Genomic DNA, 12663 nt, shown 5'->3' with positions numbered 1-12663 from the left:
GGTACTCCTCGAGGGCCGCGTCGAGCTCGGCGACGGTCATCGGGACGCACTTGGCTCCCAGCATGATCCCGGTGCGCGACGCCTGTCGCACGTACTCGTCCCGTCGCTCCGCCGACATCGCGGTGCGCCCGTACAGGCGGTGGCACTCGAGGAAGCTCCAGATCTCGGCGACGTGGACCCACCGCAACAGGTGCGGGTCGCGGGCGTCGTAGGGTCGGCCGCGATAGTCGGTCCCCACCACCGCCCGGTGCACCCCGTTGATAGTCCGGATGAGCTGCGTGGCGTCCGGGACCGTCCCGAAGGTGGTCGTGGCGATGAACTGCGAGGTGCGTTGGAGTCTGCCCCAGGGGTCGCCGCGGTAGTCGCTGTGGTCGGCCACCCCGGCCATGGCCAGCGGGTGCAGCGACTGGAGTAACAGAGCGGTCAGCCCGGCGGCGAACATCGAGGCGTCGCCGTGCACCGAGTAGATCGCGTCCCCGGGTGAGTTCCACCGTTCGCCCTCGGAGTGCCAGATCCGTTGCCGCCGTTCGGCGGCGTCGTCACCGGCGATCCGCGAGCGCACCATGAGGCCGGCGCGGCGACGGGCACCGGTCAGGGCTCGGGACGCGGTCGTCGTCATCACCGCCATGTCGGACACCACCTCGGGGGTCGGTCGTGACCGTCACCCTACCCCCGGCCCACGGTCGTCGTTTCGCCCCGCAGCGCTCACCCGGCGCGCGCCGACCGGCGGAGCACCGCCGTCAGCGCCACCACGACCACCAGTGCGCAGGCGCCCATCACGGCGAGCATGGGGAGGGCGGAATGCGGGCCGGAGAGCCCGGTCATCGGCGAGACGAGGGCCGCCAGACTGAACTGCGCCGCGCCGAGCAGCGCGGACCCGGACCCCGAGTGCCCCCGGGTCGCCTGCATGGACAGCGCTGCCGCGTTGGGCAGGATCGCGCCGATCGACAGGGTCAGCAGGATGAAGCCCACGGTGACCGGTGCCAGCCCCAGGGTGCCGGCAGGGGACAGGGCGACGACGACGACGAGCACCGCGATCGCCATGAGCATGCCGACCACCCCGGTGGCGAGGATCTTCTCCGGTGCGAACCTGCCGACCAGGTGTGCCCCGGCCAGGTTCGAGGCGAGGATGCCGAGGGCGTTGACGGTGAACGCCACCGAGTACGCGGTGGGGGAGAGGCCGACCATGTCCTGGTAGATGAACGGGCTCGCGGAGATGTACGCGAAGAGCACGCCGAAGGTGAACACGAACACCGACACCCGGGCCACGAACGGACCAGAGGTGGCCACGACGCGCATATCGCCCAGGGTGGACATGATGCCGCCCGAGCGGCGGTCGTCGGGGTGCAGCGTCTCGGGAACCGCCGTGACCACGCCGATCGCCGTGACCACGGACAGAGCGGCCAGCAGCCAGAACACGCCCCGCCACCCGCCGAACGGGACCACGGCACCGCCGACGAGCGGGGCGATCACCGGCGCCACCGACTGGAGGGCCATGAGGGTCGCGAACGCCTTGGCGACACCGGCACCGCGGCCGACGTCCACCACCACGGCCTTGCTCAGGACGATCCCCGCCGCGCCGAAGAACCCCTGGGCGACCCGTCCCAGCACCAGTACCCAGATCGACGGGGCCAGCGCACACACCACGGCCGCGACCGCGGTGCCCACCGAACCCAGGATCAACAGGGTGCGCCTGCCCACACGGTCCGAGAGCGGGCCGATCACGAGCTGCCCCGCGGCCAGCGAGACCATGAACGCGGTCAGGGTGAGCTGGGCGACCGAGGCGGAGACCCCGAACTCCCCGACGATGAGGGGAAGCGCGGGCAGGTAGGTGTCGGTCGCGAACGGCCCGATCGCACCGGCCAGGGCAAGGGGCAGCAGCACGGCGGCGGGTACGGTCCCCGGCAGCGTGGACGGGGGATCCGGCGCCTGGGCGCGGGGGAGGGTGGACTTCACGGGAGGACGATAGCCCCGCCGGAGAGGGCCGCGCGACGCCCCGATAACCCGCTTTCACCCCCGTTCCGACGCCCGACGCGCGGGCGAACCGTGCGGGTGACGGGCGAGTGCCGGTCAGTCGGTGCGGACCTCGGCGACCCCGTCGAGGTACGTGATGACCCCGCCCTCGAAGGTGGAGATCCATCCCCCGTCGGTGGTGGCCTCGTCCGCGGTGGGGAAACCCAGCTCGCCCGCGGGCCCGCCCGCGTCCAGGTAGGCGGCGAGGATCTCGCCCTGCACCACGAAGGCGCGCCCTGCGGGGGTGAGGACGATCGCCCCGCGTTCGAACTCGGTGATCGAGCCGCCCTCTACATCGGTGGCGGGTCCGGCCGCCCGGCCCAGTTCGCCCGCCTCGCCGCCGAGGTCGTTCCAGCGGTCCGCCACGGGTGCCGGGACGTCGACCGTCGAATCGGCGGGCCCGGGGACGGGGGCCGAGGTCGTCGTGGACATCACCTCTGAGGTGGTCGGTGACACCCCGGTCGCCTCGTCCCGGCCCGATTCGCCGTCCGTCCCGCAGGCGGAGAGCCCGGCGGTGGCGGCCGCGGCGACCGTGACTGCGGCGAGGGTACGCGTGATCCTGTTCATGCACGTAGATCCTAGTCGCGGCCAGACCGGCGCCGAACGTCGTTGCCGGATCGCGACACTCCAGGGTGTTCCGCGGGGGCCGCGGTCGGGGGACACTGGATCCGGGCCACGCCCGTCGGGGCGGGAGGAGGGGGCGACATGTCGAGGTTCGTCACGTGTCTGTGGATGGACGGGCAGGCGGAGGAGGCCGCGGAGTTCTACTGCTCGGTCTTCCCGAACTCGCGCGTCATCTCGGTCGACGAGTCCCCGGTCGACACGCCGGGGCCGAAGGCCGGCGAGGTCCTGACAGTGGAGTTCGAGCTCGACGGTCGGGCCTTCCTCGCCCTCAACGGGGGTCCGGGGGTCGAGTACACCGATGCGATCTCGCTGGAGATCCGGTGCGCCGACCAGGACGAGATCGACCACTACTGGGACGGCCTGCTGGCCGGCGGGGGCCGGGAGGTGCAGTGCGGCTGGCTCATCGACCGTTACGGAGTGCGCTGGCAGGTCGCACCGGAGTCGTTGTACGAGCTGTGGCGCTCGGGGGACCAGGCGGCCACCGCACGGGCCTTCACGGTGATGATGGACATGGTCAGACTCGACGTGGCCGCACTGGAGGCCGCTGCCCGGGGAGTCTCGTGACGCCACCCCCCGGGCGGTCACCCATGCAGGTCACATAGCCCGCGCAGGTCACGGGCCCGCACAGGTCACAGACCCGGGCGCTTGCCCACCGTCAGCGTGACCTCGCCGGTGTGGGCGAAGAAGTCCTCGCCCTTGTCGTCGACCACGATGAACGCGGGGAAGTCCTCCACGTCGATCTTCCACACCGCCTCCATGCCGAGTTCCTCGTACTCGATCACCTCGACGTGCTTGATGCAGTCCTGGGCCAGCCGCGCGGCGGGGCCTCCGATCGAGCCGAGGTAGAAGCCGCCGTGGGTGGCGCAGGCATCGGTGACCTGCTTCGAGCGGTTGCCCTTGGCCAGCATGACCATCGAGCCGCCCGCGGCCTGGAACTGCTCGACGTACGAGTCCATGCGGCCGGCGGTGGTGGGGCCGAACGATCCCGACGGCATCCCCTCGGGGGTCTTGGCGGGTCCCGCGTAGTAGACCGGGTGATCCTTGAGGTACTGCGGCATCTCCTCGCCGGCGTCGAGCCGCTCCTTGATCTTGGAGTGGGCGATGTCGCGGGCCACCACCAGGGGACCGGTGAGGGACAGACGGGTCTTGACCGGGTGCTTGCTCAGCTCGGCGAGGATCTCCGCCATGGGCTTGTTGAGGTCGATCCTCACCGCGGCGCCCTTGCCGGTCCCGGACACGCCGTGCGTCGCGGCGTCCAGTTCGGCGTCGGTGGTGGCGGGCAGGAAACGGCCGGGATCGAACTCGAGCTGCTCGAGGAACACGCCCTCCGGGGTGATCTTGGCCTTGGCCTGACGATCGGCGCTGCAGGAGACGGCGATCGCGACGGGGAGTGACGCCCCGTGGCGGGGGAGGCGCACCACGCGGACGTCGTGGCAGAAGTACTTACCGCCGAACTGCGCGCCGATCCCGATCTGCTGGGTCAGCTCGAAGACCTTCTCCTCCAGCTCCACGTCGCGGAATCCGCGGCCCGACATGGCCCCCTCGCGGGGGAGCTCGTCCAGGTAGTGCGCCGAGGCGAGCTTGGCCGTCTTGACCGCGAACTCGGCGGAGGTGCCGCCCACCACGATCGCCAGGTGGTAGGGCGGGCAGGCCGCGGTGCCGATCGAGCGGATCTTCTCCTCGATGAACTGCATCATCCGCTCGGGATTGAGGATCGCCTTGGTCTCCTGGTACAGGAAGGACTTGTTGGCCGAGCCGCCGCCCTTGGCCATGAACAGGAACTTGTAGCTGTTCTCGTGGCCGGGCGTGGTGTCGGCGCCGATCTCGATCTGGGCCGGGAGGTTGTTGCCGGTGTTCTTCTCGTCCCACATGGTGAGGGGGGCGTTCTGCGAGTAGCGCAGGTTGAGGCGGGTGAACGCGTCGTAGACGCCGCGGGCGACCGCCCGCTCGTCGGGCCCGGGGGTGAGCACGTGCTGGCCGCGCTCGCCCTTGACGATCGCGGTGCCGGTGTCCTGGCACATCGGCAGCACCCCGCCGGCGGCGATGTTGGCGTTCTTGAGCAGGTCCAGTGCGACGAACTTGTCGTTGTCGCTGGCCTCGGGGTCGTCGAGGATCTTGGCCACCTGCGCCAGGTGGTCCGGGCGCAGGTAGTGCGAGATGTCGTGCATCGCCGTCTCGGTGAGCAGCCGGATCGCCTCGGGGTCCACGCGGAGGAAGGTCGTGCCGTCCGGGCCCTCCACCGTGGAGACGCCCTCGGTGGTCAGGAGGCGGTACTCGGTGGTGTCCGCACCGACCGGGAGGAGGTCCTCATAGACGAACTCGGGCATCGACGCTCCTGGATCTTCAAGGGGGTAAAACTTCCGTCCAGGATAATCGTCCGATTGCGCAGGTCAGAATCGGGTGTCCAGCAGGGGGACGAAGCGGTATCCGCCGTGGTCGGTGACCTCCACCTTCCCGCCGGTGCGCCGCACCCGGTGCATCACGTCCCGCCAGGGAGCGACCATCACGCCGTCGTCGTCCAGTTGGTCCACGAGTTCCTGCGGCAGGGCCCGGCCCATCGCCGAGACGAGGATCCGGTCGAAGGGGCCGTACTCCGGCAGGCCCAGCACGCCGGGCCGGGCCTGGTGTACCCGCACCCAGGGCTGGGTGAGGGCCGCGCGTGACCTCTCGACCAGCTCCGGAACAAGCTCGACCGCGAACACCTCGGACCCCGGCCCGCCCAGTTCGCCGAGGATCGCCGATGTCCAGCCGCTGCCGGAGCCCACGTCGAGGACCCGCATCCCGGGGAACGGTTCGAGGAGGGTCATCATGTCCGCCACGGTGGAGGGTTGCGAGTTCGTCTGCCCGAAGCCGATCGGCAGCGGCGCGTCGCGGTGGTGGTCGTCCGCGACCTCGGCTGGGAGGAACCGACGCCGGTCTTGGGCGCGCATCGCCCGACGGACCTCCGCGGTGGGCATACCGGGCCTCCTTCGCGACGGGATTCCGATGGCGTGATCGTACTCGCGCCGGGGTCCCGTGGCCACGGGAGCGGGCCGGTCGGCGCGAGGTCCCCACCACCCGCTTCTGAGGGAAGGCACACCTTGGTTTTGCCCCTGCGCACACGGCGTGGTTAAGGTGAGCCTAACCTACTGACTTAAGCCCCTGGAGACACTGTGAACCGATTCCCCACGATCGTCGCCGCGGCAGCCGCCCTCGCCCTGACCGGCGGCGCGCTCACTGCCTGCGGAAGCTCCGACGCGCAGTCCACCGGCACCGACGGTGAGGGGCCCGCGCGGGTCGTCCTCACCAGCCACGCCGCTGCCGACACGCTCGACGAGCTGGATCTCGAGGACCGGGTGGTGGGCCTGACCAAGACCGGGGTGTTCCCGGACGCGCTCGACACCTATGCGAGCGATGAGTACACGGACGTCGGCAGCCTCAAGGAGCCGAAGATGGACGTCATCGCCGAGCTCGGCCCCGATCTGATCCTGTTCGGTGCGCGCACGGAGGCGATGGAGCCCGAGTTCGCCAAGATCTCGGACCAGGTGATCGCCGGTGATCCCGACACCTCCGACACGGTCGCGTCCAACCGCGCCAAGGTGGAGGAGATCGCCGCCCTGTTCGGTGCCGAGGACAAGGCGGCGGAGCAGCTCGCCGAGATCGACGAGAGGGTCGCCGAGACGCGTGCCAAGGCCGAGGACGCCGGAACGGCACTGGTGCTCATGACCTCGGGCGGCAAGGTCACGGCCTACGGCCCCGGGACCCGGTTCGACATCATCTTCAACGAACTCGGAATGGAGTCGGCCGGTGACGTCGCCGCCGAGGGCAGGCACGGCGCACCGCTCAGCTGGGAGCAGATCGCCGAGCTCAACCCCGATCACGTCTTCGTGATCGATCGGGACGCCGCGATCGGTGCCGAGGGTGAGGCGGCCACAGCGCTGCTGGACAACCCCCTGTTCAACCGGACCTCCGCCGCGACCAACGGCAACGTCCACATGCTCGACGGGCAGAACTGGTACCTCATCGGCGGCGGGCTCGGCGTCCTGGACGCCATGATCGGCGAGATCGACTCGGCAGTCTCCTGACCGCGGGGAGCACCCGGTCGTGACCACCACCCTGTCGGAGAACCGGCCACGGCACCAGGCGCCCTGGCCGGTTCTCGGCGTGGCCGCACTACTGGTGGCACTGGTCGCGAGCGTGTTCGTCGGCGCGGCCGACATCACGGTCCGGGACGTCCTCACCGGTGGCCTCACCGAGGCGCATCGCGTCTACCTCCTCGAGGCCCGCCTGCCCCGGACCGCGGCGGCAGCGCTCGCCGGGGCGTCCCTGGCGGTCGCCGGACTGCTCATGCAGCTGCTCACCCGCAGCCGCTTCGTGGAGCCCTCCACCGCCGGGACGGTCGAGTCCGCCGGATTGGGCCTGGTCGTGGTGGCGATCCTCGCCCCGGGCGCCCCGATCGTGGTGAAGATGCTCGTGGCGATGGTGTTCGCCCTCGCCGGCACCGCGCTGTTCCTCGCGTGCATCCGTCGCGTCGCCGTCTCCGACTCCTTCATCGTGCCGCTCATCGGCATCATGCTGGGCTCCGTCGTGGGTGCGGTCGCGGCGTTCCTGGCACTGTCCCGGGATCTCCTCCAGATGCTCAACGCCTGGATGCTCGCCGACTTCTCCGCGGTCCTCGCCGGGCGGTACGAACTGCTCTGGCTGGTGGCCGTCCTCGGGGTGATCGCCTACATCACGGCGGACAGGTTCACCGTGGCCGGGCTGGGGGAGGACGTCGCCACGGGCCTCGGTGTGGATCACCGCACGGTCGTCGCCCTGGGAATGTCCATCGTGGCGGCCGTCGCCGCCGTCGTCGTCGTCACCGTGGGCGCCCTCCCGCTGCTCGGACTCGTGGTCCCCAACGTCGTCTCCAGACTCGTCGGCGACGACGCGCGCCGCGGCCTGCCGCTCGTGGCGCTCCTCGGCGCGGTCACCGTCCTCGTCTGCGACATGGTCGGACGGTCGCTCCCGGGCATCCTCGCCGGTGGCTCGACCGGTGCGGGTGAGATCCCCGTGGGGACGCTGGTGGGGATCATCGGCGGGGCCGTATTCCTGGCGATGATGCTGCGGGCGGTGCGCAATGGTTGAGACCCCTACCGCGGAGCGCCCGCCGCAGCAGCTCCGGCGTGGGCGGACACGGACCGAGTCCGACCGACGACGCCGGTGGCTGGTCACCCTGGTCTGCGCCGCCGTCGCGGTCGGGGCGCTGGCCGCACTCGTCCTGACCGGCCTCCCGGAGACCGTGGGCTCCAGGGCCTGGCACTACTCGCTGGACCGGTTGTCCCGCCATGCCGTGGCGATCGTCCTGGTGGCCGTGGCCGTGGGCGTGTCGACGGTGTTGTTCCAGACCGTCACCGGGAACCGGATCCTCACCCCGGCACTCATGGGCTTCGACTCGCTGTACCTGCTCGTCCAGACGATGCTCGTGTTCTTCGTGGTCCCGCGTCCCGAGGCCCTCGCCGGCGGCCTCATCAGCGGCGGCCTCTCCGGATTCCTGGGGCAGACGGCGATCATGGTCGTGGCCTCGACCGCGCTCTACCTCTGGCTGCTCGGTGGGCGGAGGACCGACATCCACCTGCTGTTGCTGGTCGGCGTGGTGTTCGGGGTGTTCTTCCGCTCGATCTCCTCGTTCTTCCAACGCCTGCTCGACCCGGCCGCCTACCTGCGGGTCCAGGACGCCATGTTCGCCAGCTTCCGGGGTGTGCAGCCGGACGTCCTGGTCGCGTGCGGACTCATCGTCGCCGCCTGCCTGGGTGTGGTCGTGCTGCTCGGCCGCAGGCTGGATGTGATGCTCCTCGGCCGTGACCCGGCGGTCGCCCTGGGCGTGGACCACCGCCGGGTGACGATCGTCGTGCTGGTGGTGGTCTCGTTCCTCGTCTCCGCGTCGACGGCGCTGATCGGCCCGGTGATGTTCTTCGGGCTCATCGTCGCCAACGCCGCCTACGCGCTCCTCGGGACCACCCTCCACCGCTTCACGCTGCCCGTCGCCTCGCTGCTCGGCGTGGTCGCGCTGGCCGGTGGGGAGTTGGTGCTCGGCGCCCTGGGCGTCGAGTCCGCGTTGAGCATCGTCATCGAGTTCGTCGGTGGCCTGCTGTTCCTGTTCCTGCTCCTGACCAACCGCGCACGCTGACGAAAGAAGCAGATCATGTCCCTCCTCCCGTTCCGTCGCCGCGGTGACCGGACCAGCGCGACCCCGTGGCCGGCCGAGCGCCCGACCGGGGGCGGTATCGAGGCGAACTCGGTGTGCGCGTCATACGGCGAGACACAGGTCCTCCGCGACGTCACCGCGTGCTTCGCCCAGGGCGGCGTCACCTCGTTGATCGGACCCAACGGCGCCGGCAAGTCCACGTTGCTGGGGGTCATGAGCCGACTCCAGGGAGCCGACTCCGGACACGTCCTGGTCGACGGGGTCGATGTGTCCGTGAACGGTGGCCGCGAGCTCGCGCGACGCCTCGCGGTGCTGCGTCAGGAGAACGCCGTCTCCATCCGCCTGACGGTCCGCGAACTCGTGGCCTTCGGCAGGTTCCCGCACAACGGTGGCCGACCCACCCCCGGGGACGACGAGCACGTCGGGTACGCCCTGGCGGCGATGGAGCTGGAGGGCCTGGCCGACCGTTACCTCGACGAGCTCTCCGGCGGCCAGCGCCAACGCGCCCACATCGCCATGGTTCTCGCGCAGGACACGGACTACGTCCTGCTCGACGAACCGCTCAACAACCTCGACCTGCGTCACGCCACCTCGATCATGCGGTTGCTGCGCCGGACCGCCGCGGAGCGGGACAAGACCGTCGTCCTGGTGATCCACGACATCAACATCGCCGCCGCCTACTCGGACCGGATCATCGCCATGAAGGACGGCTCGATCGTCGCCGACGGCACGCCGGCGCAGATCATGCGGACCGACGTCCTGCGGTTGGTGTACGACATGGAGATGCAGGTCGCCGAGGTCGCGGGGCGATACGTGGCGCTGTACTTCGACGGCGAGGACGAGCCGGAGGGCATCGGCGCGGTCCTGTCCACCGCCTGACCGGCTCTCCCGGGGTGGCCCACGGCGCTAGTGTCGGGGGCATGCGTTTCGGACTCTTCCTGCCCCAGGGCTGGCGGCTCGACCTGGTCGACGTGCCCCCCGCCCGCCACTGGCCGGTCATCACCGACCTCGCCACCCGTGCCGACGCGGGCCCGTGGGAGTCGGTGTGGGTGTACGACCACATGCACACCGCACCGCTCACCACCGGAGAGGCCACCCACGAGGCCTGGACCCTGATGTCCGCCCTCGGCGCGGTGACCTCCCGGGTGCGGCTGGGTCAGATGTGTACCTGTCTCGGGTACCGCAACCCCGCGCTCCTGGCGAAGATGGCGTCGACCGTGGACCACATCTCCGGCGGACGCGTCGAGATGGGGATCGGGGCCGGCTGGTACGAGCACGAGTGGCGGGCCTACGGCTACGGGTTCCCCTCCGCCGGTGAGCGGATCGCCATGCTCGACGAGGGCGTGCGGATCATGACCGAGGCCTGGGCCGACGGCATCGTCTCGCTCGAGGGTGACCACTTCCGGGTCGACGGTGCGATCGTGCGACCACGGCCACTGCAGGAGGGTGGCATCCCGATGTGGATCGCCGGGGGCGGCGAACGCAAGACCCTCCGGATCGCCGCCCGCCACGCCGACTACACGAACTTCGACGGCAGCCCCGAGGGGTTCGCCCACAAGTCGGAGGTCCTGTTCGCACACTGCGCGGACGTGGGCCGGGACCCGTCCGAGATCACGCGCACCGCCAACTACAACGTGGCCGTGGGGGAAACGGAGAAGGACGTCGCCGACAGGCTGGCGTTCCTCCGTGACCGGATGGCCCGCCACGTGGGCGCGGACGAGGCGGACCGGCAGCTCGGCGCGTACCGCGGGCTGCCCGCGGTGGGCACGCCCGGGCAGATCGTGGACAAGCTCCGCGAACTCGAGGGTCTGGGGATGACTTACGGGGTGTTCTACTTCCCAGAGATCGCCACCGACACCTCGGGGCTCGAGTTGTTCGAACGCGAGGTCATCCCGGCCCTGGCATGACCCGCCCGCCGGGCGGACGTCCCCACCATCCCCGACCACCGGAGTGCGACCGTGATCAAGGACATCCACTATGAAGAGCTGCCCGCCGAGGCGGTACTCGATCACGTCACCCCGGGGATGCACATCATCTCGCCGATCCAGAACGCGGCGCCCCCGGCGTTGCTGCGCGCCCTCGACGCGGGGGCCGAGGGGTTCTCCGGCGTCACCATCCACCACATGGACCCCTGGGAATCGCTGCCCTTCATGGAGGGTGCGTACCCGGGCAGGCTCCGGCACGTGGACTACTTCCTCGGTCCCGGTTCGCGGAAGAACTTCCACGAGGGCACGTGCGATCTCGTTCCGGTCGACTTCGCGCAGGTGCCGGCGACCCTGCGTGAGTTCAGCCCGCCCGGCCTCGCCGTGACCACGGTCTCCGAGATCGACGAGCACGGGTTCTTCTCGATGGGCACCAACGCCGACTACGTGGCGTCCTTCATCGGACAGGTGCCGTTCTTCGTCGAGGTCAACGCCAACATGCCCCGGACCTTCGGGCGCAACCACATCCACATCTCCCAGGTCGTGGGCGTGACGCGGAACGACGCCCCGATGATCTCGATCGAGCCGCCCGTGCCCGGCGAGATCGAGCACGCGATCGCCGACCACATCGCCGAGCGGGTGCCGGACGGGGCCTGTCTGCAACTGGGGGTCGGCAAGCTCCCCAACGCGGTGCTGTCGCGGCTCACCGCGCACGAGAACCTGGGGATCCACACCGAGGCGCTGTCGGACGGCGTGATGGACCTCGTGGACGCCGGCGTCATCGACGGATCACGGAAGACCGGCCGGCCGTTCAAGCACGTCACCACCTTCGCGGTGGGGTCGCAGAAGCTCATGGACTGGCTGCACAACAACCCGTCGGTCGCCATGCTCCCGGTGGACATCGTCAACGACCCGCGCGTGATCGGTCAGGAGCACAATCTCCATTCGGTCAACGCCACGAGCGAGGTCGACCTCTACGGGCAGGCGGCATCGGAGACGATCGGTGGACGGTACTGGTCCGGAGCCGGTGGTCAGGCGGACTTCGCGAGGGGCTGCAGGTTCTCACCCGGTGGCCACGGGTTCATCGTCACCCCGTCCCAGACCTCCGGCGGTATCAGCCGGATCACGCTCTCGTTGACGCCCGGGAGCCCGGTGACCACCCACAAGAACATCATCGAGAACGTCGTGACCGAGTACGGGATCGCGACGCTCAGGGGTCGGTCGGTGTCCGACCGCGCCGCCGCACTGATCGCGATCGCCCACCCGGACCACCGCGAGCGGCTGAGTCGGGAGGCCCGCGACGCCGGGCTGTTGCCGCGGACCGTGCACTAGGGCCGGATCCCCGACGGCCCACCGGCGCCACGTTCGCGGCGCCACGTTCGCGGCGTCCACGTGGGTCGACCGGTGGCAGGGGGCCCGGAGGGGGGTTACGTTTCCGGTGGAATGTGACCCCTGACATCGGAGGAAATCATGGACCCCATCATCTGGATCGTCATCGGGGTGGTCGCAGTGGTCGTGGTCATCGCGTTGATCGCGTTGGCCGCGAGGAACAGCAACAGGAAGAAGCTCGGCGAGGCGGCCGAACTGCGTAAGGACGCCCGGGAGCGGGAGCAGCAGCTGGAGCGTCAGCACTCCGTGGCCCGTGAGCAGGAGCACCGCGCGGGTGCGGCGGAGCAGGAGGCCAAGGCCAAGGCCGCGGAGGCGGATCGCCTGCGGTCGGAGGCCGAGCAGCACCGTTCGGTCGTCGACGAGCAGCGTCAGGACGTGCGCCGCATGGAGCAGCACGCGGACAAGCTCGATCCCAAACACCGCGCAGACGCTCCCGGCCGCACCGATGCCCCGGGCCACGCCGATGCGCCCGGCCGGACCGGTGACCGCAACCCGGTGACGGACGAGTCCGGTCGGTCCGACGTGCGCGGCGGCGCCTCCACGGCCGGC

The 12663-nt window shown here is 70.3% G+C and carries 13 protein-coding genes; 8 read left to right on the top strand and 5 right to left on the bottom strand.

Annotated elements, in window-relative coordinates; all coding sequences use genetic code 11:
* The 3 genes from G6022_RS00285 to G6022_RS00275 all read right to left on the bottom strand — a co-directional run.
* The coding region (locus G6022_RS00285; RefSeq protein WP_182690861.1) for an oxygenase MpaB family protein at window positions 1–628 on the bottom strand (628 nt) is incomplete at its 3' end.
* Between the two features lie 77 nt (window positions 629–705).
* Window positions 706–1956: a Bcr/CflA family efflux MFS transporter gene (locus G6022_RS00280; RefSeq protein ID WP_182639209.1), complete on the bottom strand. Its 1251-nt coding sequence runs from the start codon at window positions 1954–1956 to the stop codon at window positions 706–708.
* A gap of 114 nt (window positions 1957–2070) precedes the next feature.
* Entirely contained in the window at window positions 2071–2580 is a 510-nt protein-coding gene (locus tag G6022_RS00275; RefSeq protein ID WP_179525615.1) for a hypothetical protein, read from the bottom strand.
* A gap of 138 nt (window positions 2581–2718) precedes the next feature.
* Between G6022_RS00275 and G6022_RS00270 the strand changes: the two genes are divergently transcribed.
* Window positions 2719–3201: a VOC family protein gene (locus G6022_RS00270; RefSeq protein ID WP_182609241.1), complete on the top strand. Its 483-nt coding sequence runs from the start codon at window positions 2719–2721 to the stop codon at window positions 3199–3201.
* Window positions 3202–3266: 65 nt separating this feature from the next.
* Here the strand turns inward: G6022_RS00270 and G6022_RS00265 are convergent, their stop codons facing one another.
* Together G6022_RS00265 and G6022_RS00260 are read right to left on the bottom strand one after the other, a co-directional pair.
* Complete coding sequence (locus G6022_RS00265) at window positions 3267–4964, bottom strand: fumarate hydratase (protein WP_182639207.1); 1698 nt, start codon at window positions 4962–4964, stop codon at window positions 3267–3269.
* Between the two features lie 63 nt (window positions 4965–5027).
* Window positions 5028–5594, bottom strand: a complete 567-nt coding sequence (locus G6022_RS00260; RefSeq protein ID WP_182639206.1) for a methyltransferase domain-containing protein — start codon at window positions 5592–5594, stop codon at window positions 5028–5030.
* Between the two features lie 195 nt (window positions 5595–5789).
* On the opposite strand from G6022_RS00260, the gene G6022_RS00255 reads away from it, so the two are divergent.
* From G6022_RS00255 to G6022_RS00225, 7 genes are all read left to right on the top strand, one after another.
* Window positions 5790–6701 carry an ABC transporter substrate-binding protein gene (locus G6022_RS00255; protein WP_182609238.1) on the top strand — a complete coding sequence of 304 codons (912 nt, stop codon included), beginning with the start codon at window positions 5790–5792 and terminating at the stop codon, window positions 6699–6701.
* A gap of 19 nt (window positions 6702–6720) precedes the next feature.
* Window positions 6721–7743 carry a holin gene (locus tag G6022_RS00250; protein WP_347237817.1) on the top strand — a complete coding sequence of 341 codons (1023 nt, stop codon included), beginning with the start codon at window positions 6721–6723 and terminating at the stop codon, window positions 7741–7743.
* A complete protein-coding gene (locus G6022_RS00245) occupies window positions 7736–8785 on the top strand; it encodes an iron chelate uptake ABC transporter family permease subunit (RefSeq protein ID WP_182639205.1) in 1050 nt (349 codons plus the stop codon). The genes G6022_RS00250 and G6022_RS00245 overlap by 8 nt, the downstream gene beginning before the upstream one ends.
* 15 nt (window positions 8786–8800) lie before the next feature.
* Window positions 8801–9682: an ATP-binding cassette domain-containing protein gene (locus G6022_RS00240; protein WP_182639204.1), complete on the top strand. Its 882-nt coding sequence runs from the start codon at window positions 8801–8803 to the stop codon at window positions 9680–9682.
* Between the two features lie 41 nt (window positions 9683–9723).
* On the top strand, window positions 9724–10710 hold the full coding sequence (locus tag G6022_RS00235; RefSeq protein ID WP_179525608.1) for an LLM class F420-dependent oxidoreductase: 987 nt from the start codon (window positions 9724–9726) through the stop codon (window positions 10708–10710).
* Window positions 10711–10764: 54 nt separating this feature from the next.
* On the top strand, window positions 10765–12057 hold the full coding sequence (locus tag G6022_RS00230; protein ID WP_182609242.1) for an acetyl-CoA hydrolase/transferase family protein: 1293 nt from the start codon (window positions 10765–10767) through the stop codon (window positions 12055–12057).
* Window positions 12058–12195: 138 nt separating this feature from the next.
* Window positions 12196–12663: hypothetical protein (locus G6022_RS00225; RefSeq protein WP_182617894.1), on the top strand; the 468-nt coding region annotated here is incomplete at its 3' end.

Source organism: Dietzia sp. Cai40 (assembly GCF_014145165.1).
GTDB lineage: Bacteria > Actinomycetota > Actinomycetes > Mycobacteriales > Mycobacteriaceae > Dietzia > Dietzia natronolimnaea.
This window is presented reverse-complemented; position numbering and strand designations above follow the sequence as displayed.

Coding starts and splice junctions, on each gene's coding strand:
- G6022_RS00270 (WP_182609241.1), top strand. CDS start 2,719: ATGTCGAGGTTCGTCACGTGTCTGTGGATGGACGGGCAGGCGGAGGAG.
- G6022_RS00275 (WP_179525615.1), bottom strand. CDS start 2,580: ATGAACAGGATCACGCGTACCCTCGCCGCAGTCACGGTCGCCGCGGCC.
- G6022_RS00260 (WP_182639206.1), bottom strand. CDS start 5,594: ATGCCCACCGCGGAGGTCCGTCGGGCGATGCGCGCCCAAGACCGGCGT.
- G6022_RS00235 (WP_179525608.1), top strand. CDS start 9,724: ATGCGTTTCGGACTCTTCCTGCCCCAGGGCTGGCGGCTCGACCTGGTC.
- G6022_RS00240 (WP_182639204.1), top strand. CDS start 8,801: ATGTCCCTCCTCCCGTTCCGTCGCCGCGGTGACCGGACCAGCGCGACC.
- G6022_RS00265 (WP_182639207.1), bottom strand. CDS start 4,964: ATGCCCGAGTTCGTCTATGAGGACCTCCTCCCGGTCGGTGCGGACACC.
- G6022_RS00245 (WP_182639205.1), top strand. CDS start 7,736: ATGGTTGAGACCCCTACCGCGGAGCGCCCGCCGCAGCAGCTCCGGCGT.